Raw genomic sequence first — 23,233 nt, 5'->3', positions numbered from 1 at the left:
GCTCGGCGGGTGGGCTTCAGCCCGCCGGGAGGCGGACGCCGTCCTTCCAGACCGCGGCGGCGAGCGGGACGCCCGGGCGGTAGGCGAGGTGGGTGCGGCTCGGGGCGTCGAGCAGCACGACGTCGGCCCGCGCGCCGGGGGCGAGGTGCCCGACGTCGTCGCGGCGCAGCGCGAGGGCGCCGCCCGCGGTCGCGGACCAGACGGCCTCGGCGACCGTCATGCGCATCTCGCGGACGGCGAGGGCGACGCACAGCGGCATCGACGACGTGTAGCTCGACCCGGGGTTGCAGTCGCTCGCGAGCGCGACGACGGCGCCCGCGTCGAGAAGGCGTCGCGCGTCGGGGTAGGGCTGGCGCGTGGAGAACTCCACGCCGGGGAGCAGGGTCGCCACGGTCCCGGCGACCGCTCCCGACGCCCCGTCCGGCCACGCCCCGCTGCCGGTCCACGACCCGGCGAGCGCCGCGACGTCGGCGTCGGTGAGGTACGTGCAGTGGTCCACGGCGGCCGCGCCCAGCTCGACGGCGAGGCGCACACCCTCTCCCGGCCCGAGCTGGTTGGCGTGCACGCGCACGCCCAGGCCCGCTGCGGCGCCGGCCTCGAGGACGCGGCGCGACTGCTCGGGCGTGAACGCGCCGGTCTCGCAGAACACGTCGACCCACCGCGCGTGCGGCGCGCACGCGGCGAGCATGTCGCCGCACACGAGGTCGACGTACGCGTCCGCGCGCCCGGCAAGCTCCGCCGGCACGACGTGCGCCCCGAGGAACGTCACCTCCGGGGTCACCTCGCGCGCGAGCCGCACGGACCGCTCCTCGTCGGCGACCGTGAGCCCGTAGCCGCTCTTCACCTCGACCGTGGTCGTGCCCTGCCGGGCCGCCTCGTCGAGGTGCCGCGCGAGGCCTGCCCGCAGGACGTCGTCGGGCGCCGCGCGCGTCGCCGCGACGGTGGAGCGGATGCCGCCCGCCTCGTACGGGCGGCCCGCCATGCGCGCCTCGAACTCGGCGGCGCGGTCGCCCGCGAACACGAGGTGCGTGTGCGAGTCGACGAACCCGGGGATCACCGCGCGCCCGCCCACGTCGACCGTGACGTCCGGCGCGCGACCGTCGAGCGCGCGCCCGACGGCGTCCCGCGCCTCGCGGGCCGGCCCCGCCCAGGCGACCCGGCCGCCGTCGAGCAGCACGACGGCGTCGGTCACCAACCCGGTCGGGTCGCCGTCACCCGTGCCGGCCCCGCCGGGCACGTTGGTCGTCAGCTCGCCGATCCCGGTGAGGAGCGTCGATCCGCCTGGCGAATCCGGGATCGCTCCCCACCCGGACGCTGCCGAGCCCGGGATCGCTCCCCAGGATCGGCCGCCCGTGGGGAACGACCCCGGGTTCGGCACCGGGGGGTGAGACATCAGGACTCCCGCGTCGGGACGCGGAGGCCGCCGCGCTCGGCCGCGGCGACGGCGTCGTCGTACCCGGCGTCGACATGGCGCAGCACGCCGAGGCCCGGATCGTTGGAGAGCACGCGCGCGAGCTTCGCCGCGGCGAGGGGTGTCCCGTCCGCGACGGACACCTGGCCCGCGTGGATCGAGCGGCCCATGCCGACGCCACCGCCGTGGTGGATCGACACCCACGTCGCGCCCGACGACGCGGCCGTGAGCGCGTTGAGCAGCGGCCAGTCGGCGATCGCGTCGGAGCCGTCGGCCATGGCCTCCGTCTCGCGGTACGGGGACGCGACCGACCCGGCGTCGAGGTGGTCGCGGCCGATGACGACCGGAGCGCGCACCGCGCCCGACGCGACGAGGTCGTTGAACGCGAGGCCCGCGCGGTCGCGCTCGCCGTGCCCGAGCCAGCAGATGCGCGCGGGCAGGCCCTGGAACGCGACCCGCTCCTGCGCGGCGCGGATCCAGCGGTGGAGGTGGTCGTCGTCGAACAGGTCGAGCACGGCGGAGTCGGTCGCGGCGATGTCGCGCGGGTCGCCCGACAGCGCGGCCCACCGGAACGGGCCCTTGCCCTGCGCGAACAGGGGCCGGATGTACGCGGGCACGAACCCGGGGAAGTCGAACGCCCGGTCGTACCCGCCGCGGCGCGCCTCGTCACGGATCGAGTTGCCGTAGTCGAACACCTCGGCGCCCGCGTCGAGGAAGCCCACCATCCCCTCGACGTGCCGCGCCATGGACTCGCGCGCGCGGTCGGTGAACTCGTCGGGCTTGGCCGCCGCGTAGTCGGCCCACTCCTCGACCGGCACCCCGACCGGGAGGTACGAGAGCGGGTCGTGCGCCGACGTCTGGTCCGTGACGACGTCGACCTCGACGCCGCGCCGCAGAAGCTCGGGGACCACGACCGCGCTGTTCCCCTCGACGCCTACCGACAGCGCCCGGCGCTCGCGCCGCGCGTCCTCGACGAGCCGGACCGCGGCGTCGAGGTCGTCGGCGACCACGTCGAGGTACCGCTCGCGCACGCGCCGGTCGAGGCGCGACCGGTCGACGTCGACCACGAGGCACGCCCCGCCGTTGAGCGTCACCGCGAGCGGCTGCGCGCCGCCCATGCCGCCGCACCCGCCGGTGAGCGTGAGCGTCCCGGCGAGGGTCCCCCCGAACCGCTTCGCGGCGACCGCGGCGAGCGTCTCGTACGTGCCCTGGAGGATGCCCTGCGCGCCGATGTAGATCCACGACCCCGCCGTCATCTGCCCGTACATCGTCAGGCCCATCGCCTCGAGCCGCCGGAACTCGGGCCACGTCGCCCAGTCCCCCACGAGGTTCGAGTTCGCGAGCAGCACGCGCGGCGCCCACTCGTGCGTCCGCAGCACCCCGACCGGCTTGCCCGACTGCACGAGGAGCGTCTCGTCGTCCGCGAGCGTCGTGAGCGTGCGGACGATCGCGTGGTAGCTCGGCCAGTCGCGCGCCGCCCGGCCGGTGCCGCCGTAGACGACCAGGTCGTCGGGCCGCTCCGCGACCTCCGGGTCGAGGTTGTTCATGAGCATCCGCAGCGGCGCCTCGGTCTGCCACGACCGCGCGGTGAGGGTCGTGCCGCGCGGGGCGCGGACCGGGACGGGCGTGCCGAGGCGGTGGGTCGGCTCGTGGGTCATGGTCGTCTCGCTCCTTCGGGGTCGGGCGGTCAGGCCAGGTGCCCGACGGCGGCGCTCGCCGCCGCGGTCACGGCACCCGTCGCGACGAGGTGGGTCACGGCCTCGATCTCGGGCGCGAGGTAGCGGTCCGGTCCGGGTCCCGCGGCGGCAGTGCGCACGAGGTCGCGCACGGCGCCGGTCCCCTGCGCGGGGCGCGACCCACCCGGGGCGCAGCGGAGGTCGAGGGCCCTCGTCGCGGTGAGCAGCTCGATCGCGAGGACGCGGCCCAGCCCGTCGACGGCGCGGCGGAGCTTGCGCGCCCCGGCCCAGCCCATGGACACGTGGTCCTCCTGCATGGCCGACGACGGGATCGAGTCGACGCTCGACGGCACCGCGAGCCGCTTGAGCTCCGAGACGATCCCCGCCGCCGTGTACTGCGCGATCATCAGGCCGGAGTCGACGCCCGGGTCGTCGGCGAGGAACGGCGGCAGGCCCTCGTTACGGGCCTTGTCGAGGAACCGGTCCGTGCGGCGCTCGCTCATGCTCGCGACGTCGGCCGCCGCGATGGCGAGGAAGTCGAGCACGTACGCGACCGGCGCGCCGTGGAAGTTCCCGTTCGACTCGACGCGCCCGTCCACCGTGACGACCGGGTTGTCGATCGCCGCCGCGAGCTCGCGGCGCGCGACGGCGGTCGCGTGGTCGAGCGTGTCGCGCGCCGCGCCGTGCACCTGGGGCGCGCACCGCAGCGAGTACGCGTCCTGCACCCGCGTGCACTCGGGCCGGCCGTCGGCGTCGAGCGTGCGGTGGCTCGCCACGACGGGCGAGCCGTCGAGCAGCGCGCGCAGGTTCGCGGCCGACGCCGCCTGGCCGGGGTGGGGCCGCATCGCCACGAGGTCGGCCGCGAACGGCGCGTCCGAGCCGAGCAGCGCCTCGACGCTCGCCGCCGCCGCGACGTCGGCCGTCGTGAGCAGAAACCGCAGGTCGTGCAGCGCGAGGGCGAGCATGCCGAGCATGCCGTCCGTGCCGTTGATGAGCGCGAGGCCCTCCTTCTCGCGCAGCGCGAGCGGCGCGATCCCCGCCGCGGCGAGCGCGTCGGCGGCGGACACGAGCGCGCCGGTCGCGTCCCGGACCTCGCCCTCGCCGAGCGCCGCGAGCGCCACGTGCGCGAGCGGCGCGAGGTCGCCCGAGCAGCCGAGCGAGCCGAACTCGCGCACCACGGGCGTCACCTGCGCGTCGAGCATCGCGGCGTACGTCTGCGCGACGACGGGGCGCGCCCCGGTCCGTCCGGTCGCCAGGGTCGCGAGCCGCAGGAGCTGCAGCGCGCGGACGACCTCGCACTCGACCTCCGGCCCCGACCCCGCCGCGTGCGACCGCACGAGGCTGAGCTGGAGCTGCGCGCGCCGCTCGACCGGGATGTGCCGCCGCGCGAGCGCACCGAACCCGGTCGAGACGCCGTAGTGCGGGCGGTCGTCGTCCGCGAGCCCCTCCACGACGGCGCGGCTCGCCGCCATGGCCTCGACCGCCGCGTCCGCGAGCCGGACGCGCGCGCCGTGCCGCGCGACGTCGACCACGTCGTCGATCGTCAGCGGGCCGTCGCCGACGACGACCACGCGCGCGGCGCGGGCCGGGTCGGGGGCGAGGACCGCCGTCGGGCCGGGGTCGACCGGGGAGTGCGTCGTGGCTGCCATGCCGCCAGCACACACCGCCGCACGCCGAGCCGACAGGCCCGCGACGGCAGTTCAGTCTGGGATCCCAGACGCATCCTCCCGGTCGAGCACGACCCTGCCCGCCGTCGAGCACGACACGGGGGTCGTTATCGGGCGGATACGACCCCCATGTCGTGTTCGGCGTGGCGGGGACGCGGCGGTCAGGCCACGTAGGTTGCTAGGTGCTCGGCCGTGAGCGTGGAGCGGGCCGCCACGAGGTCGGCCGGGGTGCCCTCGAAGACGACGCGACCACCGTCGTGCCCGGCGCCCGGGCCGAGGTCGATGATCCAGTCCGCGTGCGCCATGACCGCCTGGTGGTGCTCGATGACGATGACGGACTTGCCGGAGTCGACGATCCGGTCGAGCAGGCCGAGGAGGTTCTGCACGTCGGCGAGGTGCAGGCCCGTCGTCGGCTCGTCGAGGACGATGACGCCGCCCTTGTCGCCCAGGTGGGTGGCGAGCTTGAGGCGCTGGCGCTCGCCGCCGGACAGGGTCGTGAGCGGCTGGCCGAGGCTCACGTACCCGAGGCCGACGTCGTCGAGCCGCTCGAGGATCGCCTTCGCCGCGGGCACCTTGGCCTCGCCGGACGAGAAGAACGCGCGCGCCTTCGCGACCGGGAGGTCGAGCACGTCGGCGATGTTCAGCCCGCCGAGCGTGTAGTCGAGCACCGCGGCCTGGAACCGGCGGCCGCCGCAGTCCTCGCACGGCGTGGAGACGGTCTCCATGAAGCCGAGCTCGGTGTAGATGACGCCCGCGCCCTTGCACTCGGGGCACGCGCCCTCGGAGTTCGCGCTGAACAGGGCGGGCTTGACGCCGTTGGCCTTGGCGAACGCCTTGCGGATCGGCTCCAGCAGGCCCGTGTAGGTCGCGGGGTTGCTGCGGCGCGACCCCCGCACCGCGCTCTGGTCGATCGTCACGACGCCCTCGCGCCGCGACACCGACCCCTCGACGAGCGAGCTCTTGCCCGACCCGGCCACCCCGGTCAGCACGACGAGCACCCCGAGCGGGATGTCGACGTCCACGTCCTGCAGGTTGTGCGCGTCCGCGCCGCGGATCTCCAGCGCGCCCGACGGCGAGCGCACCTCCTCCTTGAGCGTCGCGCGGTCGTCGAGGTGGCGGCCGGTGACGGTGTCGCTCGCCCGGAGCCCGTCGACCGTGCCCTCGAACGTCACGTGCCCACCGGCCGTGCCCGCGCCCGGCCCGAGGTCGACGACGTGGTCCGCGACGACGATCGTCTCCGGCTTGTGCTCGACGACGAGCACCGTGTTGCCCTTGTCGCGCAGCTGGAGCAGGAGGCCGTTCATGCGGTCGATGTCGTGCGGGTGCAGGCCGATCGTCGGCTCGTCGAACACGTAGGTGACGTCCGTGAGCGACGAGCCCAGGTGGCGCAGCATCTTGATGCGCTGCGACTCGCCGCCCGACAGCGTGCCCGACGGCCGGTCGAGGCTGAGGTAGCCCAGCCCGAGCTCGACGAACGACGCGAGGTTGTCCCCGAGCGCGTTGACGACCGGCGCCATGTTCGGGTCGTCAAGGTCCCGGATCCACGCGGCGAGGTCGGTAATCTGCATCGCGCACAGATCGGCGATGTTCACCCCGCGGATCTTCGACGAGCGTGCCGACTCCGACAGGCGCGTGCCGCCGCAGTCGGGGCACGGCGCGAACGTCGCGGCGCGCTCGACGAACGCGCGGACGTGCGGCTGGAGCGAGTCGACGTCCTTGGAGAACATCGACTTCTGGATCTTGGGGATCAGGCCCTCGTAGGTGACGTTGATCCCCATCGCCTTGATCTTGGTGGGCTCCTTGTAGAGGAAGTCCTGCATCTGCTGGTCCGTGAACTCGCGGATCGGCCGGTCGCCCGGGAAGAACCCCGACTCGGCGAACCCGCGCACCATCCACCCGTCGGCCGTGTACCCCGGGACCTTGATCGCGCCGTCGAGCAGCGACTTGGAGTCGTCGAAGATCTCCGTGAGGTCGAGGTCCGAGACCGCGCCGCGCCCCTCGCACCGCGGGCACATGCCGCCGTGGTAGATCGCGTTGCGGACGATCGTCTTCTCGCCGGTGGCCGACGTCATGATGCCGCTCGCCTTGCGCGCGGGGATGTTGAAGGAGAACGCCGTGGGCGGGCCGACCTGCGGCTCGCCGAACCGGCTGAACAGCACCCGGAGGATCGCGTTGGCGTCGGTCACCGTGCCCACCGTGGACCGCGGGTTGGCGCCCAGGCGCTCCTGGTCCACGACGATCGCGGTGGTGAGCCCCTCGAGGACGTCGACGTCGGGGCGGTCGAGCGTCGGCATGAAGCCCTGGAGGAACGCGGGATACGTCTCGTTGATGAGGCGCTGCGACTCGGCCGCGACCGTGTCGAACACGAGCGAGCTCTTGCCCGACCCGGAGACGCCCGTGAACACCGTGAGGCGCCGCTTGGGGATCTCGACGCTCACGTCCTGGAGGTTGTTCGCCCGCGCTCCCTGTACCCGGATGACGTCGTGCGCGTCGGGGTCCTGGGGCACCGAGGTCTGCGTTCCCGTCGTCGTTGCCGTGCTCATCGTGTCTCCTCGTCGTCGAGCCTCGTCGCGCGGCCACTGCTGAGTCGGTCGACTGGCCGGTCGACGGCGCCGACCGCCCGACCTCGGCAGCCCGGTGAAAGTCTGCCTGAGAGCGGGTCGATCCGGCGCGTGGATTCTGCTGCGCCGCGCGGGCGTCCTGTGACAGGACCGGCCGCGCGGGCGGAACTCACCGCGGCGTGAGCCGCACGAGCGGGTACTGCCGCTCCGCCTTGCTCTGGTACCTCGCGATGCGCGGCTGCGCCGTCGCGACGCGTTGCCACGCGCGCTCCCGGTCCGCGCCGTCGAGCACGTGCGGCGTCGCCGGGACGGGCGCGCTCCCGGGCAGCTCGATCGCGACGCCCTCGGGGTGGGCCGCAAGGTTGGCGTGCCAGTCCGGGTTGCGGCTGCCGCCTCCCGAGGCGACGACGAGGACCGCGTCGCCCTCGTCCGGCAGCCACATGAGCGGCGTCTCGCGCGGCGCGCCGCTGCGGCGGCCGACCGTGTGCAGCACGAGGACGTCCATCCCCATGAACGTGGCCTTGCCGCCACGGACCTTGCGCACGAGGCGCGCGTTCGAGCGGCGCTGCATCCAGCGCGAGAACCGTCCCGGCGTGCCCGGGGCGCGACCCGCGTCGTTCGTCGTCCGTCCTTCGGTGCTCATCGTCCTGCTCCTCCTGCGTCGGTCCAGCCGTACCCTGCATGGCCGCGTCGGTCGCGGCCGTCCGTCCGGGCCGTCGTCCCCCGCCGTGGCGACCGGGGACGACGGCGGTCCTCACCGCTCGTCCAGCACCTCGCCGTCGAGCGCCTCGTGGTCGGTGGTGAGGCCGAGCGTCGCCCCGACGAGCGGGACGTCGCGCGCGGCCTGCGCCGCCGTCTGCATCGCGGCCGCCGAGTCCCACCGCCAGATGTCGAGGTACGACCCGTCCTCGAGCCGCACGAGCGTGGCCGCGGTGAACGCGGGGTTCGCCGCACGCAGCCCCTGGATCAGCGCGCTGCGCTGCTCGAGCATCTGGGCCAGCCGGCCCGTCTCCACCGTGTACCGGTGCGTCCTGACGACGGCCATGGTCGCCTCCTCCCGATCGTGCCCGGCGCCTCTCGCCGTGCCCTTCCAGGCTCAGGCCGGGCGTTCGCGCGAACAACGGCCGATCCCGTAACGGTGGTTGCGCCCGGGGTTAACGAACGCGACGATCGTCGGGTGGAGCTGCGTGACATCGAGATCTTCCTGACGCTCGCCGAGGAGCTGCACTTCGGGCGCACGGCAGAGCGCCTGCACGTGTCCGCGCCCCGGGTGAGCCAGGCGATCGCCAAGCAGGAGCGCCGGATCGGCGCGCCCCTGTTCGAGCGCACCAGCCGGCGCGTCACGCTCACGCCCCTCGGGGAGCAGCTCCGCGCCGACCTCGAGGCCGGGTACCGCCGGATCCTCGAGGGCGTCGAGTCCGCCGCGAGCACCGCACGGGCCGCGCGCGAGACCCTGACGTTCGGCGTCATGGGACCCCTGTGGCAGGAGCTCGCCCCCGTCACGGCGCTGTTCCGCGCCCGCAACCCGCACGTCGACCTGCGCATGCGCGAGGTCCGCATCGACGAGCCCTTCCGCCTCCTGCGCGAGGGCGAGGTCGACGTCGCGCTCCTGTGGCTGCCCGTCGAGGAGAAGGACCTCGCGGTCGGCCCGGTGACCTTCACCGAGCCGATCGTGCTCGCCGTCGGGCGGACGCACCCGCTGGCCACGCGCTCGTCGGTGTCCGTGGCGGAGCTGGCCGACGAGAACGTGCTCCCGTCCGGCCTGCCCGTCCCCGACTACTGGGAGGACGCCGTCAGCCCCGTCCCCCGCAGCGAGCCTGACCGCGGCGGCGCCACCCCGACGCGCGAGGAGGTGCTGTGGCGCGTCATGTCCGGCGACGGCGTCGCCGTCGCGTGCGCCCAGGGCATCCGCTACCTCGAGCGCTCGGACGTGGCCTACGTGCCGCTCGACGAGCGGCCCGTGCTGCGCTGGGGGCTCGTCCGGCGCGCCGGGCCGATCCCCCCGCTCGTCGCCGAGTTCTCCCAGGTCGCGGCCGAGCTCGGGCCGCTCGCGCTCACGCTCGACCTCGAGGCGGCGGGGTCGAGCGGCCGGGTCTGACGACCTCAGCGGCGCTGCTGGATGCGGATCTCGTTGCCCGCCGGGTCGCGGAACGCGCAGTCGCGCACGCCGTAGGGCTGGTCGATCGGCTCCTGCACGACCTCCGCGCCCGCCGCCTCGATCCGCGCGAACGTCTCGTCGACGTCTGCCGTCGCGAGGTTCACGCCGAAGTAGGCGCCCTTCGCGACGATCTCCAGGAGCGCACGCTTGTCGTCGTCGCTGAGGCCCGGCGTCGCGGCCGGCGGGTGCAGCACGATCGCCGTGTCCGGCTGGTCGGCCGGGCCCACGGTGATCCACCGCATCCCCTCGTAGCCGACGTCGTTCCGGATCTCGAAGCCGAGGACGTCGCGGTAGAAGGCCAGCGAGGCGTCGGGGTCGGTCTGGGGCAGGAAGCTGGAGTTGATGGTGAGGTTCATGGGAACGACGCTAGGACCGTCGTCCCGCCCGCGCTTCTCGATTCCTGACCGGTCGCGTGACGCGCCGCGCGACGCACGCGGGCATGCCGTCGAGCCGCTCGCCCCCGGGGTCGTCCCCCGACCCGTCCGGAGCCTCCAGCCCGGAGCCACCCGTCACGACGACGTCGGTCGTGCCCGCTCCGACGTCGGGCTCGGCGGCGCGGCGCCGGTAGACGCTCGGCGGCACGCCCACGAGCTCGGTGAAGCGCGTGCTGAACGTCCCCAGCGACGAGCACCCGACCGCGAAGCACACGTCCGTGACGCTCAGGTCGCCGCGACGCAGCAGCGCCTTCGCGCGCTCGATGCGCCGCGTCATGAGGTACGCGTACACCGACTCCCCGTACGCGGCCTTGAACTCGCGGCTCAGGTGCCCGGCCGACACGTGCACGCCGGCCGCGAGCGCCGCGACGTCGAGCGGCTGCGCGTACTCGCGGTCGATCCGGTCCCGCACGCGCCGCAGCCGCGCGAGGTCGCGCAGGCGCTGGTCGTCGGGGAGGGTCGTCACGCCTCGATCGTGCCACGGCCCTACCGTGGTCTCCATGCCGAGCGACGTCCCCGCCGCGCGCCAGGCCGTCCGCGTGCTCACGTACCTCGCCGCGCAGGCCGGCCCGTCGCCTGCGGCCGCCGTCGCGCAGGGCCTCGGGCTCCCCCGCTCGACCGTCTACCACCTGCTCTCCGTCCTCGTGGACGAGGGGTTCGTGACGCACCTCCCCGAGGAGCACCGGTACGGGCTCGGCACGGCGTCGCTCGCGCTCGGGTCCGCGTACGCGCGCCAGGCGCCGCTCGCCCGCCTCGCGCGGCCCGTGGTCGCGCGCCTCGTCGAGTCCACCGGCGAGAGCGCCCACCTCGCCGTCCTCAACGGGCGCGAGGTCCTCTACCTCGTCGAGCAGCGCGCGCCGCGCCGCCCCACGCTCGTGACCGACGTCGACGTCCGCCTCCCCGCCCACCTCACCGCGAGCGGGCGCGCCGTCCTCGCGGGCCTGCCCGCCGCCCAGGTCCGCGCCCTCTTCCCGAACGCCGCCGCGTTCGCCGACCGCACCGGCGTCGGCCCGCAGTCCCTCAGCGCCCTGCGCGAGATCCTGCGCGGAGTCCGACGGCGCGGCTGGGCCGAGGAGGACGGCGAGGTCACGCCCGGCCTCGCGTCCGTCGCCCACGCGGCGGTGGACCACACCGGCCTCCCCGTCGCCGGCATCGCCCTCACCTTCTGGGCCGACGACGCCCCGCCCGCCCGCCGCGCCGAGCTCGCCGCCGCCGTCGGCCGCGCCGCCACCGAGGTCAGCCGCCGTCTCGGCGGGCGGGTCGTTGCGTCCACCGGCCGTGCGGACTAGATTTTTCGGTGTGCCGAACTTTGTGTCCCGGATTACCGGAAGAACCACCGGTCGGGTCGTCGCGCTGGCGACGGTGACCGCGCTCGCTCTCGTCGGGTGCTCCGCCGGGACCGACGCGGGCGGCGAGACCGTCGTCGACGACGGCCGGCCCGTCGTCCTCACCACGTTCACCGTGCTCGCGGACATGGCGCAGAACGTGGCAGGCGACCACCTGCGCGTCGAGTCGATCATCAAGGTCGGCGCGGAGATCCACGGTTACGAGCCGACGCCGGGCGACCTCCGCAGGGCGGCGGACGCGGACCTGATCCTCGACAACGGCATGGGGCTCGAGGCGTGGTTCGGGCGGTTCGTCGACGGGCTGGACGTGCCGCACGTCGTCGTGAGCGAGGGCGTCGACGCTCTTCCCATCGAGGACGCCCTCGGCGACGACACCGCCGAGGAGCACCAGGGCAAGGACAACCCGCACGCGTGGATGTCGCCCGTCAACGGCCAGCTCTACGCGCAGAACATGGCCGACGCGTTCGCCGAGCTCGACCCCGCGCACGCCGACGACTACGCGGCGAACGCCGAGGCGTACTCGGCCGAGCTCGCGGCCGTGCACGACGAGCTGACCGACGCGCTCGACGCGCTCCCTGAGAGCCACCGCGCGCTCGTCTCGTGCGAGGGCGCGTTCTCCTACCTCGCGCGCGACGCGGGCCTCGCCGAGCAGTACCTGTGGGCGGTCAACGCCGAGCAGCAGGCGACGCCGCGGTCCGTGGTCGGCGCGATCGAGTTCGTCGAGGAGCACGACGTCCCAGCCGTGTTCTGCGAGTCCACCGTCTCGGACAAGGCGATGCGCCAGGTGGCGCTGGAGTCCGGGGCGGCGTTCGGCGGCACGCTCTACGTCGACTCGCTCTCGGAGCCCGGCGGCCCCGTCCCGACGTACCTGGACCTCCTGCGGCACGACACGGAGACCATCGTCGCGGGCCTCGCCGGGACGACGGCGGAGGGCGACGCGTGAGCGCGGGCGAGCGGACGCCGTCGGGCACGCCCGCGATCGACGTGCGCGACCTCACCGTCCACTACGGCGACGTCCTCGCCCTCGACGGCGCGACCCTCGCCCTGGGGTCGGCGGGCGGGCCGGGCACCGTGTGCGGGCTCGTGGGCATGAACGGCTCGGGCAAGTCGACGCTGTGCAAGGCGGTCATGGGCATGGTGCGCCCGGACCGCGGCACCGTCCTGGTCGACGGCGCACCCCCGGCGCGTGCCCGCCGCGCCCAGGCCGTGGGGTACGTGCCGCAGAGCGAGGACGTGGACTGGGCCTTCCCGCTGAGCGTGCGCGACGTCGTCATGACCGGCCGCTACGGCTACCAGGGGTTCACGCGGCGCACGCGGCCCGCGGACCGCGACGCCGTCGCGCACGCGCTCGAGCGCGTCGAGCTGACCGACCTCGCGGACCGGCAGATCGGCGCGCTCTCGGGCGGCCAGCGCAAGCGCGCGTTCGTCGCGCGCGGGCTCGCGCAGGGCGCGACGATCCTGCTGCTCGACGAGCCGTTCGCGGGCGTCGACAAGCGTACGGAGGCCACGATCACCGCGCTGCTGCGCGAGCTCGCGGCCGACGGCGCGACCGTCCTCGTCTCGACCCACGACCTGCACGCGCTGCCCGAGCTCGCGGACGAGGCGGTGCTGCTCCAGCAGCGCGTCCTGCTGCACGCGACGCCCGCGGAGGTCCTGCGGCCCGAGAACCTCGCGCTCGCGTTCGGCGTGGAGGTGGCCCCGTGACCGACGTCCTCGCCGTGCTCCTCGAGCCGCTCTCGTTCGAGTTCCTGCGCACCGCCCTCGCGGTCACGGTCACCGCCGGGATCGTGTGCGGCGTGCTGTCGTGCTGGCTCGTGCTCGTCGGGTGGTCGCTCATGGGCGACGCCGTCTCGCACGCGGTGCTGCCCGGCGTCGTGCTCGCGTACGTGGTCGGGGCGCCGTTCGCGCTCGGGGCCCTCGTCTTCGGGCTGCTCGCCGTCCTGCTCATCGGCGCGGTCCGGGACACGAGCCGCGTGAAGGAGGACGCGGCCATCGGGGTCGTGTTCACGACGCTCTTCGCGCTCGGCCTCGTGCTCATCTCCGTGACGCCGAGCCAGACCGACCTCAACCACATCCTGTTCGGCAACCTGCTCGGGGTGTCACGCGCCGACCTGCTCCAGGTGCTGGTCCTCGGGGCGGTGACGCTCGTGGTCGTCGTGCTCAAGCGGCGCGACCTCACGCTCTACGCGTTCGACCCGACCCACGCGCACGCGATCGGGCTGTCCCCGCGCCGGCTCGGCGCGCTGCTCCTCGGCCTGCTCGCCCTGACGGTCGTCGTCGCGCTCCAGGCGGTCGGGGTCGTGCTCGTGGTCGCGCTGCTCATCACGCCCGGTGCGACGGCCTACCTGCTCACCGACCGGTTCTCGCGGATGCTGTGGATCTCGCCGCTCGTCGCGGCGGTGTGCGGGGTCGTCGGGATCTACGTGAGCTATTACCTCGACACCGCCTCGGGCGGCACGGTCGTCGTCGCGCTCGGCGTCGCGTTCGCCCTCGCGTACCTGTTCAGCCCGCGCCACGGCCTGATCGGGACCCGCGTGGCCGCAGCACGACGCCGCCGCCTCGTCCGGGTCTGACCCCCGCTCGGCGGGATGCGCCCGTTCCGGACGACGGGCGACGTGTCGCCCACGTGCGCTGTGTGCGAAATCTCCATGAATTCGCCCACGATTCCCTGGCTCTTCTCAGGTTCGACCGGGAGACTGGGTGCCATGTCAGCGAGGACGAGCGAGCCCACGACGCCGCAGCGCACGCGCACGTCTGCCCGGTTCGCCGCGGCGAGCCTGCTCGCGCTGGCCATGATGCTCCCGATGTGCTCGACGGCGAGCGCCGCCGAGGTCCAGCAGCTCATCGCCGACGCGCAGGTCCAGACCGAGACGATCGGCGACGACCTCGACCGCGTCCACGCCCAGCTCCCCGCCCTCCACCCCGTGCTCCGCAACGACGTGCTCGACGCCGTCGAGTCGGTCCAGGCGGCGACGGACGAGGCCCGTTCCGCGCTCGACCGCGCGACCGACGGCGACGAGGCCGCCGACGGCCGGGCCGCCGTCGCGCTGGCCGACGCGCAGGTCGCCCTCGACGCCGCGTCCGCGCAGCTCCGTTACGCGACGGACCTCGCGCACGACGCGGGCGAGGGCGTCGCCGTCGCGCTCGAGCGGCTGCAGGCCCACATCGACGTGCTCCGCGGCGAGACGAGCCGCGCCGGGGTCTGACCCCGCCCTCCTCCTCGCGAGATCGACCCGCACGGTCGAGATCGACCCTCGGTGGGTCGATCTCGTGACGGTGGAGTCGATCTCGCGGGCACGACCGCCGCCGCGCGGTCCGTCGCGACGCTTCCTACGATGGCGGGATGCCGCGCGTCACCGGGATCGTCAAGCCGCACGAGGCGTTCCCCGGAGTCGCCCGGCTCGACCGCGCGGTCAACGACTGGACCAACCGTCGCGCCCTGGGACCCCTCGCGGACGCCGCGCTCTCGCGCCTGTCGACCGCGGCCGACCACAGCGTGCTGTGGGCGGGCGCGGCCCTCGGGATCGCCGCGACCGGCCGGCGCGGGCGCGAGGCAGCGCTGCGCGGCTACGGCTCGCTGCTCGTCTCGAGCCTCCTGGCGAACGTCGTCGGCAAGACCGTGTTCGGCGGCGAGCGCCCCTCGCTCGAACCGCTGCCCCTGTGGCGCCGGCTCGCCGACCCGCCGACGTCGCCGTCGTTCCCGTCCGGCCACTCGGCGTCGGCGGCGGCGTTCGTCACGGGCGTCGCGACCGTGTGGCCCACGCTGGGCCTGGCGCTCGCGCCGCTGGCCGGAGCGGTCATGTACTCGCGCCTCCACACCGGTTCCCACTGGTTCTCGGACGTCGCTGCGGGCGCCGCGCTCGGGGCGGGGGTCGCGCTCGTGGGTCGCGCCCTCGTGCCCGGCACGACGGAGCGCGGCCCCGACGTGCCCGCCGGCCCGCCCGCCGTCGTCCCGGCGCTCGACGACGGCGTGGGGCTCTTCGTGGTCGTCAACCCGGCCGCGGGGTCGGGCCGCCTGCTCAAGGAGGACCCGCTCGTCGCGCTGCGCGCGAACCTGCCGCGCGCGGACGTGCACGTGCTCGGCGCGGACGACGACCTCCGGCGCCTCTTCGACGAGGCCGCCGGACGGGGCGCTCGGGCGCTCGGCATCAGCGGGGGCGACGGGACCGTCGCCACGGCCGCCGCGGCGGCCCGCGCGCACGACCTCCCGCTCGCCGTCTTCCCCGGGGGCACGCTCAACCACTTCGCGCGCGCCGCCGACCTCACGTCGATGACCGCGACGGCCACGGCGGTCCGCACCGGCTCCGGCGTGACGATCGACGTCGCGGACCTCGAGGTCGACGGGCACGACGGGCCGCCGCGGACCGTGCTCAACACGTTCTCCGCCGGGGTCTACCCGGAGCTCGTCACGGAGCGCGAGAAGCACGAGCACCGCCTCGGCAAGTGGCCTGCGGCGGTGCTCGCCGCGGCCCGCGTGCTGCGGCGGGCGCACCGCGTGCGGATGTCGGTCGAGGGCCACGAGGGCGAGTACTGGTCGCTCTTCGCGGGCGTCAACCGCTACTTCCCACAGAGCCTCGCGCCCGTCGAGCGCCACCGCCTCGACGACGGCGTGCTCGACGTCCGCACGGCCCGCGCCGAGCGCCGCGCGAGCCGACTGCGGACGTTCCTCGAGGTCGCCGCGGGCGACACGGGGACGCGGGTCGCACGACGCGTGCCCGGCGTCCGGAGCCACCTGGTGGTCGACGCGACGGTGGTCCCGACGCTCGAGCTGCGGTTCCCCGCCCGGGGCGCCGTGGTCGGGCCGGACGGACCGCCCGGACCCGACGGCGACGCCTCGTCCGGGGCCGCGACGTCGCCGCCCGTGGTGCTCGCGCACGACGGCGAGGCGCTCGCGCTCGCCGGGACCGCGGGTGCCGGGCCGGTCACCGTCCGTCTCACGATGCGACGCGGCGCGGTCCGGCTGTACGCGCCGACGGACCCCACGGCGGGGTAGTACGTCGCCCCTATCCCTTTTGTCGCTCTTTCACGGACATCGGGGAGAACTCCCCCTGTTCAGGCACACGCGTGATGCCCCACAATGAGGCCCGCAGTCGCGCGGACGGCACCCCGTCCGCGCCCCGTCCGGACTCGACCACGTCGGCCCCACCAGAAAGCAGAAGAACCATGGCCCAGCAGTACCCCGCCGCCCCGCAGGCTCCCGCCGGCTACTCGGCCCCGATCGAGGACCCGGGCAAGACCCTCGGCATCGTCGGCTTCGTCCTCGCGTTCGTCTTCGCGATCGCGGGCATCGTCGTCAGCGCGATCGCGCGCAAGAAGAGCAAGGAGGCGGGCTTCGACAACCAGCTCGCCAAGTGGGGTCTCATCCTCAGCATCGTCTTCACCGTGCTCGGCGCCATCGGCTTCATCATCTACGTCGTCGCCATCGCGGCGCTCGTCGCGAGCGGCGACGTCTCGACGTACTGAGTCGGCGCACCGCACGCTGGCGCCACGCCCGACGGCCGTCGTCCCTCCCGGGGCGGCGGCCGTCGTCGTGCCCCGGCCGCGAGTCGCCGCGGGACCGGACGGGTCGCGGAAGAAGGACGGACCCGGCACGGTTGAGACGGCGCACGACCGCGCCGCCGGTGAGAGCACCGGTCCGCCGACGGTCGACCGACCGCAGGAGCAGACGATGACCGACGACACGACCTCCCCGACCGCACCCGACCGCACCCCGGCCGACCCCGCCGCCGTCGAGCTCGGCCTCGACACGTTCGGCGACGTGACGGCCGGCCCGGACGGTGCGCTCCTCAGCGGGGCGCGCACGATCCGCGACGTCGTGGAGGAGGCGGTCCTCGCGGACCAGGTCGGCGTCGACTTCTTCGGCGTCGGCGAGCACCACCGCGCGGACTTCGCGATCAGCGCGCCGGAGGTCGTGCTCGCGGGGATCGCGACGCGGACGTCGCGCATCCGGCTCGGGTCGGCCGTGACCGTGCTCAGCTCGGACGACCCGGTGCGCGTGTTCGAGCGGTTCTCGACGCTCGACGCGCTGTCCGGCGGGCGCGCGGAGGTCATCCTCGGGCGCGGGTCGTTCATCGAGTCGTTCCCGCTGTTCGGGTACGACCTCAGCGACTACGAGGTGCTGTTCGAGGAGAAGCTCGACCTGTTCGTCCACCTGCTCGACGAGGGCCCTGTCACGTGGTCGGGCACGACCCGCGCCGGGCTCGCCGACCAGGAGGTCTGGCCCAAGACGGAGAGCGGTCGGCTCCGCACGTGGGTCGGCGTGGGCGGCTCGCCCGAGTCGGTCGTGCGGACCGCGCGGCACGGGCTCGGCCTCATGCTCGCGATCATCGGTGGCGAGCCCGAGCGGTTCCGCCCCTACGTAGACCTTTACCACCGCGCGGTCGAGGAGCTCGGCAACCCGGTGCTGCCGGTGGGCGTCCACTCGCCCGGCCACGTCGCCGAGACCGACGAGCAGGCGCAGGAGGAGGTCTACGAGCACTTCGCGGCGATGAACAACCGCATCGGCCGCGAGCGCGGCTGGCCCGCCTACCACCGCGGGCGCTTCGCCCATGACGTACGCGACGGGTCGCTCTACGTCGGCTCGCCCGAGACCGTCGCGCGCAAGATCGCCCGGACGGTGCGGCTCCTCGGCGCCGGCCGGTTCGACCTCAAGTACTCGACCGGCACGCTCCCCCACTCGGCCATGCTCCGCAGCATCGAGCTGTACGGCACGCAGGTGATCCCGCGCGTGCGCGAGCTCCTCGCCGAGGGCTGACCGACCCCCGTCGGCTCAGCGCCCGGCAGCGCGGAGCGCAGCCGCCTCAAGGTCGGGCGGGAGGCCGACGGCGGGGCGGTCCGTGCGCTGCGGCGTCGCCTCGCCCGCGGCGTCGAGCGCGCGGAGCCACGTCCAGGTGTCGCGCACGGTCTCGCGCACGTCGCGGGGGCGGAGCCCGAGGGCGTACGCGCGCGAGGTGTCGGAACCGTGGAGCGCGTCGTGCAGCTCGCCCGGCGGGAGCCAGACCGGGAGCTGAGTCCACGGCTCGATGCCCGCCGCGAGCACGGCCTCCGGCTCGACCCAGACGAGCTCGGCGGGCGGGTTCCCGGCCGCCGCCGCGTCGTCCGCCGTCGCCTCGACGCACGCCGCGAGCAGCTCACCCATGGTCGTGTGGCCCGGGGCGCTGACGACGTCGACCGGCCCCGACGCGCCCGCGAGCGCCGCGTCGAGCGCGAACGCCGCGAGGTCGCGCGCGTCGACGTACTGCAGCGGCAGGTCCGCCGGTCCGGGCGCGAGCACCGGCCCGCCGCGCGCGACGCGCCGCAGCCACCACGGCAGGCGGCCGACGTTCTCGCGCGGGCCGAGGATCAGGCCTGCACGGAGCAGGATCGCCCGGTCGCCGAGCGCGTCCACGGCGGCGATCTCCGCACCCCGCTTGGCCCGCGCGTAGTCGTCGGACGCCTCGTCCTCCGGGTCGCCCTCGACGAGCGCGGCGGTCTCGGCGGCGCCGCGCGCGGGCGGGAACGGGTACACCGAGCGTGACGACACGTAGACGTACCGGTTGTCGCCGGGGAGCCGTCCCGCGAGCACGCGCGCCGCGTCGCGCACCGCGACGGGCGCCCACGACCACGTGTCCACCACGACGTCCCACTTCTGCGGGACGTCCTCGGCGTGCAGCGCGTCGAGGCCGTCCTGCCGGGTGCGGTCGCCGACGAGCTGCCGGACGCCGTCGGGCACGGGCGTGCTGCCCCGGTTGAGGACGGTGACGTCCCACCCGCGGGCGAGGGCGTCGTCGACGACGGCGCGCCCCACGAAGTCGGAGCCGCCAAGGACCAGGAGACGCGTCATGGCCTTACTCTCCCCCGGTGCGAGGTCGCCCGCAGCCGGTTTACGCCTCCGGCAGACGGCCGGTGGCACGCGCCCGGACAGATCTCCTCCACGGGGTTCCGCCCGACAGACCTGGCCAGGTATCCTGGCCATCACGTCGTCGGAACACCGAGGAGGCGCCGTGCAGGTCAATGTGCTCGAAGCCAAGAACAACCTCTCTCAGCTCGTCAACCGTGCCGCGGCGGGCGAGGACGTGGTCATCGCCCGCCGCGGTGTACCGCTGGTCCGGCTCGTGCCGGTGAGCGCCGACCTCGCGCACGGGACAGGCGCGGCGATCGTCGAGTGGCTGGACGACCACCCGCACGCGACGCGTTCGCCCAGGCCCGCGGAGCAGGTCGACGCCGCCATCGAAGCCGAGCGCGAGGGCTGGGAGTGATCTATCTCGACACGTGCCTCGTGATCTACCTGGTCGAGGACGCGGAGCGCGGGGCGCACGTGCGCGGGCTGCTCGCCAGGCACGGCGAGGAGGAGTTCGCGATCAGCCCGCTCGTCCGGCTCGAGTGCCTCGTCGGGCCGCTCCGGTCCGGGGACGTCGAGCTCGAGGACCGGTACCGCGCGGCACTCCGGCTGTTCGCCGAGGTGCCGCTCGACGCGACCGTCTTCGAGCGTGCCGCGCGTCTCCGCGCAGCCTCGTCGCTCCGTACGCCCGACGCACTCCACCTCGCCGCTGCGCAGGTGCACGGGTGCACGGCCCTGTGGACGAACGACGCGCGGCTCGCCGTCGCCGGGCGTGGGCTCGCCGTGGACGTGCTCCACGACGACTGACCCGGGAACCCGGGTGGAGCGCGCCGGTCCGACGCTCAATCGGGCTCGGTCGGGTCCAGAGGTGCGTCGGGGTCGAGGTTGACCACGCCGCGGCGCCAGTAGCCGTGGAGGGCGAGCTGGTCGGGACGCGCGCCGCCCCGCCGCAGGTCGCGGCGCACCTGCGCGAGGTCGGTCGCCTCGCCGGCACCGAACACGTACTCGCCGTCGCCGAGGGGGCCGAGCGAGCGGACCGCCTCCGCGAGCTGGCCGGGACCGTCGGTGCGGTAGAGGATCTCGACCGTCGCGCGGCCGAGCTCGTCCTCGACGAAGGCCTCGTCCACGTCGTCGCCGATCTCGACGATCGCCGTCACCGGCACGTCCGCCCCGACGGCGTCGACCCACCGCGCGAGCGCGGGCAGCCCGGCCTCGTCCCCGACGAGCAGCAACCGCGCGACGCCGTCCGGCACGGCGCGGCTCGTCGTCGGGCCTGCGAGCACGACCTCGTCGCCGACCTGGGCTCGGGCCGCCCAGGCGGACGCGGGTCCGCCCTCGCCGGTGGGCGGCGCGCCCGGGTCGCCGCCGCCGTGCAGCACCCAGTCGACGTCGACCTCCGCGACCCCGTCGACGACCCGCGTCGCCCGGACCGTCAGCTCGCGCGAGATGGAGACCACGCCCGTCGGGCGCTGGAGCGCGCCGTCGGTCGTGAGCGTCGGGGCGTGCAGGACGCCGGTCGTCGGGTCGGGCAGGAAGACCTTGACGTGGTCGTCCGGGCCCGGGGCGTGCAGTGCCGCGAGCGAGGCCCCGCGCGAGCCGTCGGCACCCGGCCCGGCCGCACGCCGGTCGTCGTGCACGACCGGGGCGGCGTCGCGGAACGTGATGCGTCGCAGCGCGCCGGACGTCTCCTGGACGCGGTGCACGCGGACGCGGCGCGGGACGAGGTCGAGGCGGGTCACGGGTCGGTCGAGCACCGCCCCATTCTGCGCCGAGCACGACGTCGCTGTCGTCATCCGGCCGATGACGACAGCGACGTCGTGGTCGAGGGCGCGTCACCCGTCCTCGCTGATCGCGGGTGTCAGGCGAAGAACACCCGGAGGTCGGCGACGACGTCGAGCGGGACCTCGAGCGACGCGTAGTGGCCGCCGCGCGGGTGCTCGGACCAGTGCTCGATCCGGGCGTTGTCGCGCTCCGCGAACGCCCGGATCGTCTGGAAGTCGTCCTTGAACACGGCGACGCCGATCCGGCCCTGGCTCACGACCGGCTCGGCACCGGAGCGCTGCTCCGCGTAGTGGTAGCGCGCGGCGGTCGCGTAGGAGTTGGTCAGCCAGTAGAGCGTCGCCTGCGCGAGCACCTGGTCGGCGCTCACGAGGCTCGTCCCGTTGCCGAAGCTCTCGAACAGCTCGTGGTACGCCAGCACGGCGACCGGTGAGTCGGCGAGGCCGGCGGCCACGGTCTGCGGCCGGGAGGCGTTCATCGTGTTGTAGGCGCCCACGGACTGGAACCACTGGAGGTGGCCGAGCGCCGCGAACTCCTTCTCCCCGAAGCCGTCCATCTCGCCCGGCGCGCCGGACGGGAAGGAGAAGAGCTGGAGCACGTGGGCGCCGAGGAAGCCCTCGGGGTCGAGGATCGCGAGCTCGCGCGAGACCATCGCGCCGCCGTCGCTCCCGTGAATCCCGTAGGACGCGTAGCCGAGGTCACGCATGAGCACGTCGTAGGCACGGGCGACACGCGCCATGGTCCAGTCCGTGTCCCCGACGACGGGCGTGGAGAACCCGAAGCCCGGCATGGACGGGATCACGAGGTGGAACGCGTCCTCGGGCCGGCCGCCGTGCGCGACGGGGTCGACGAGCGGGTCGATCATGTCGAGGAAGTCGAGGATCGAGCCCGGGTAGCTGTGCGCGAGCAGCAGCGGCGTCGCGTCCTCGTGCTGCGAGCGCACGTGCAGGTAGTGGATCGGCTGGCCGTCGATCTCCGTGCGGAAGCCCGGGTAGGCGTTCACCCGGTCCTCGACGGCGCGCCAGTCGAACGCCGTCCAGCGCCCGACCATGTCGCGCAGGTAGGACGCGGGCGTGCCGTAGTCCCAGGAGTCGCCGGGCGCAGCCGGCGCGAAGCGGGTCCGCTCGAGGCGCTCGCGCAGGTCGTCCAGGTCGGCCTGCGGGACGGCCACGGAGAACGGGCGGTGCTCGAGGGTCGTGCTGCTCATGATGCCTCCTCGGTCGGAGCGGGCCTCGTGCCCTGCTCTGATACCGACGTTACGCAGGGTTCAGGAACGCTTTCTTCCGTTATTCTGGCCCAGCTCCGGCTTACTTCCGGCGATCTCTCGGAGGGACCTCGTGGCCTCCACCTCGGCCCGCATGCTCGCCCTGCTCGGGCTGCTCCAGTCGCGCCCCGACTGGTCGGGCGCCGAGCTCGCCGCGCGCCTCGACGTCACCGACCGCACCGTCCGCAACGACGTCGCGCGCCTGCGCGAGCTCGGCTACCCCGTCGACGCCGTGCGCGGACCGGGCGGCCGGTACCGGCTGGGGGCGGGCGCGCGGCTGCCCCCGCTCCTGCTCGACGACGCCGAGGCCGTCGCGGTCGCCGTCGGGCTGCGGGCCGCGACCGGCACGGCGGGGTTCGAGGAGGCCGGGGCGTCGGCGCTCGCCAAGCTCGAGCAGGTCATGCCCGACCGGCTGCGCCGCCGCCTCGTCGCGCTGCGGTCCGCGAGCGCCGCCGGGCCGGCCAACACCGACTCGAACGTCGAGGACCCGGTCGTCGACCCGGACACGCTGACCGCCCTCGCCGACGCCGTGCGCGACCACCAGGGTCTGCGCTGCTTCTACCGCGACGAGCCGCTCGAGCTGGAGCCGTACCGCCTCGTCGCGTGGCAGCGCCGCTGGTTCCTCGTCGCGCGCGACCCGACGACCGGCGCGTGGGGTCCCTACCGTGTCGACTGGCTCGTGCTGCGCGTGCCGGGCGGGCGCCGGTTCGTGCCGGTGGACTTCCCCGGGGACATGACCGAGTTCGTCGTGCGCGAGGTCGCGCGCACCGGGTGGGCCGTCCACGCCCGGATCGTCGTCGCCGCGCCCGCCGCGGAGGTGCTGCGGCGCATCAACCCGACGGTCGGCACGGTCGAGCCGCTCGACGACGACCGTTGCGTCCTCGTCACCGGCGGCGACAGCGTCGAGGTCGTCGCGGTGTGGGTCGGCATGCTCGGCCTCGACTTCCACGTGACGGAGCCGCAGGCTCTCGTCGACCACGTCCGCACCCTGGCAACCCGCTACGCCCGCGCGACCCCCGCCTGACCCCGCCCCGAGAACGCCTCTGCCCGCCGTCGAACACGACATGGGGGTCGTTATCCATCGCTTTCCGTCCTTCAGGTCGTGCTCGACGGCGGGT

General features: G+C 74.6%; 23 protein-coding genes. 12 read left to right on the top strand and 11 right to left on the bottom strand.

Translation table 11 applies throughout. The annotated features are described in order from the left end of the window. Nucleotides 1-16: 16 nt before the first annotated feature. The 6 genes from hutI to FB00_RS01530 form a co-directional block, all read right to left on the bottom strand. Nucleotides 17-1,393 carry an imidazolonepropionase gene (hutI, locus tag FB00_RS01555; protein ID WP_082140845.1) on the bottom strand — a complete coding sequence of 459 codons (1,377 nt, stop codon included), beginning with the start codon at nt 1,391-1,393 and terminating at the stop codon, nt 17-19. After that, nucleotides 1,393-3,069 carry a urocanate hydratase gene (hutU, locus tag FB00_RS01550; RefSeq protein WP_047231036.1) on the bottom strand — a complete coding sequence of 559 codons (1,677 nt, stop codon included), beginning with the start codon at nt 3,067-3,069 and terminating at the stop codon, nt 1,393-1,395. The genes hutI and hutU overlap by 1 nt, the downstream gene beginning before the upstream one ends. Nucleotides 3,070-3,098: 29 nt before the next feature. Further along, nucleotides 3,099-4,736, bottom strand: a complete 1,638-nt coding sequence (gene hutH, locus FB00_RS01545; RefSeq protein ID WP_082140844.1) for a histidine ammonia-lyase — start codon at nt 4,734-4,736, stop codon at nt 3,099-3,101. Between the two features lie 179 nt (nt 4,737-4,915). After that, nucleotides 4,916-7,297, bottom strand: a complete 2,382-nt coding sequence (locus tag FB00_RS01540) for an ATP-binding cassette domain-containing protein (protein WP_047231035.1) — start codon at nt 7,295-7,297, stop codon at nt 4,916-4,918. A 187-nt stretch (nt 7,298-7,484) separates the two neighbouring features. Beyond that, nucleotides 7,485-7,958, bottom strand: a complete 474-nt coding sequence (locus FB00_RS01535) for a nitroreductase family deazaflavin-dependent oxidoreductase (RefSeq protein ID WP_047231034.1) — start codon at nt 7,956-7,958, stop codon at nt 7,485-7,487. Between the two features lie 111 nt (nt 7,959-8,069). Beyond that, nucleotides 8,070-8,360 (bottom strand): hypothetical protein, encoded by a 291-nt coding sequence (locus FB00_RS01530; RefSeq protein ID WP_047231033.1) that lies wholly within the window; start codon nt 8,358-8,360, stop codon nt 8,070-8,072. Between the two features lie 132 nt (nt 8,361-8,492). Between FB00_RS01530 and FB00_RS01525 the strand changes: the two genes are divergently transcribed. Then, nucleotides 8,493-9,413, top strand: coding sequence for a LysR family transcriptional regulator (locus FB00_RS01525; RefSeq protein WP_047231032.1), 921 nt, complete (start codon nt 8,493-8,495; stop codon nt 9,411-9,413). 5 nt (nt 9,414-9,418) lie between these two features. Here the strand turns inward: FB00_RS01525 and FB00_RS01520 are convergent, their stop codons facing one another. Then, complete coding sequence (locus FB00_RS01520; RefSeq protein ID WP_047231031.1) at nt 9,419-9,829, bottom strand: VOC family protein; 411 nt, start codon at nt 9,827-9,829, stop codon at nt 9,419-9,421. Between the two features lie 10 nt (nt 9,830-9,839). Further along, nucleotides 9,840-10,373 carry a helix-turn-helix transcriptional regulator gene (locus FB00_RS01515; RefSeq protein ID WP_047231264.1) on the bottom strand — a complete coding sequence of 178 codons (534 nt, stop codon included), beginning with the start codon at nt 10,371-10,373 and terminating at the stop codon, nt 9,840-9,842. A 34-nt stretch (nt 10,374-10,407) separates the two neighbouring features. Between FB00_RS01515 and FB00_RS01510 the strand changes: the two genes are divergently transcribed. From FB00_RS01510 to FB00_RS01475, 8 genes are all read left to right on the top strand, one after another. Continuing rightward, the gene (locus FB00_RS01510; RefSeq protein ID WP_047231030.1) at nt 10,408-11,196 is read left to right on the top strand and encodes an IclR family transcriptional regulator; all 789 of its coding nucleotides are present in this window, start codon (nt 10,408-10,410) and stop codon (nt 11,194-11,196) included. Between the two features lie 10 nt (nt 11,197-11,206). After that, on the top strand, nt 11,207-12,196 hold the full coding sequence (locus FB00_RS01505) for a metal ABC transporter substrate-binding protein (RefSeq protein WP_052877353.1): 990 nt from the start codon (nt 11,207-11,209) through the stop codon (nt 12,194-12,196). Continuing rightward, nucleotides 12,193-12,957, top strand: a complete 765-nt coding sequence (locus FB00_RS01500) for a metal ABC transporter ATP-binding protein (RefSeq protein ID WP_047231029.1) — start codon at nt 12,193-12,195, stop codon at nt 12,955-12,957. Before FB00_RS01505 ends, FB00_RS01500 begins: the two co-directional genes overlap by 4 nt. Beyond that, nucleotides 12,954-13,826 carry a metal ABC transporter permease gene (locus tag FB00_RS01495; protein ID WP_047231028.1) on the top strand — a complete coding sequence of 291 codons (873 nt, stop codon included), beginning with the start codon at nt 12,954-12,956 and terminating at the stop codon, nt 13,824-13,826. The genes FB00_RS01500 and FB00_RS01495 overlap by 4 nt, the downstream gene beginning before the upstream one ends. Before the next feature lie 132 nt (nt 13,827-13,958). Then, complete coding sequence (locus FB00_RS01490) at nt 13,959-14,459, top strand: hypothetical protein (RefSeq protein ID WP_047231027.1); 501 nt, start codon at nt 13,959-13,961, stop codon at nt 14,457-14,459. Between the two features lie 137 nt (nt 14,460-14,596). Next, nucleotides 14,597-16,246 (top strand): bifunctional phosphatase PAP2/diacylglycerol kinase family protein, encoded by a 1,650-nt coding sequence (locus FB00_RS01485; protein ID WP_052877352.1) that lies wholly within the window; start codon nt 14,597-14,599, stop codon nt 16,244-16,246. Between the two features lie 170 nt (nt 16,247-16,416). Further along, nucleotides 16,417-16,716 (top strand): hypothetical protein, encoded by a 300-nt coding sequence (locus FB00_RS01480; RefSeq protein ID WP_052877351.1) that lies wholly within the window; start codon nt 16,417-16,419, stop codon nt 16,714-16,716. A gap of 205 nt (nt 16,717-16,921) precedes the next feature. Beyond that, nucleotides 16,922-18,007 (top strand): LLM class flavin-dependent oxidoreductase, encoded by a 1,086-nt coding sequence (locus FB00_RS01475; protein ID WP_047231260.1) that lies wholly within the window; start codon nt 16,922-16,924, stop codon nt 18,005-18,007. Nucleotides 18,008-18,022: 15 nt separating this feature from the next. Here the strand turns inward: FB00_RS01475 and FB00_RS01470 are convergent, their stop codons facing one another. Beyond that, on the bottom strand, nt 18,023-19,075 hold the full coding sequence (locus tag FB00_RS01470; protein WP_047231026.1) for an NAD-dependent epimerase/dehydratase family protein: 1,053 nt from the start codon (nt 19,073-19,075) through the stop codon (nt 18,023-18,025). A gap of 160 nt (nt 19,076-19,235) precedes the next feature. On the opposite strand from FB00_RS01470, the gene FB00_RS22575 reads away from it, so the two are divergent. Continuing rightward, the gene (locus FB00_RS22575) at nt 19,236-19,490 is read left to right on the top strand and encodes a type II toxin-antitoxin system Phd/YefM family antitoxin (RefSeq protein WP_047231025.1); all 255 of its coding nucleotides are present in this window, start codon (nt 19,236-19,238) and stop codon (nt 19,488-19,490) included. Then, complete coding sequence (locus FB00_RS01460) at nt 19,487-19,879, top strand: type II toxin-antitoxin system VapC family toxin (protein WP_052877350.1); 393 nt, start codon at nt 19,487-19,489, stop codon at nt 19,877-19,879. The genes FB00_RS22575 and FB00_RS01460 overlap by 4 nt, the downstream gene beginning before the upstream one ends. Nucleotides 19,880-19,914: 35 nt before the next feature. Here the strand turns inward: FB00_RS01460 and FB00_RS01455 are convergent, their stop codons facing one another. Continuing rightward, nucleotides 19,915-20,826: a siderophore-interacting protein gene (locus tag FB00_RS01455; protein ID WP_052877349.1), complete on the bottom strand. Its 912-nt coding sequence runs from the start codon at nt 20,824-20,826 to the stop codon at nt 19,915-19,917. Nucleotides 20,827-20,930: 104 nt separating this feature from the next. Then, the gene (locus FB00_RS01450; protein ID WP_047231023.1) at nt 20,931-22,058 is read right to left on the bottom strand and encodes an epoxide hydrolase family protein; all 1,128 of its coding nucleotides are present in this window, start codon (nt 22,056-22,058) and stop codon (nt 20,931-20,933) included. Between the two features lie 130 nt (nt 22,059-22,188). On the opposite strand from FB00_RS01450, the gene FB00_RS01445 reads away from it, so the two are divergent. Continuing rightward, nucleotides 22,189-23,139 carry a helix-turn-helix transcriptional regulator gene (locus tag FB00_RS01445; protein WP_047231022.1) on the top strand — a complete coding sequence of 317 codons (951 nt, stop codon included), beginning with the start codon at nt 22,189-22,191 and terminating at the stop codon, nt 23,137-23,139. The last annotated feature ends 94 nt before the right edge of the window (nt 23,140-23,233 follow it).

The sequence above is a fragment of the Cellulosimicrobium funkei genome (assembly GCF_001019615.1).
Classification (GTDB): Bacteria; Actinomycetota; Actinomycetes; order Actinomycetales; family Cellulomonadaceae; genus Cellulosimicrobium; species Cellulosimicrobium cellulans_E.
Note: the sequence above shows the minus strand (reverse complement) of the source record. Positions and strands in the feature narration are given on the sequence as shown.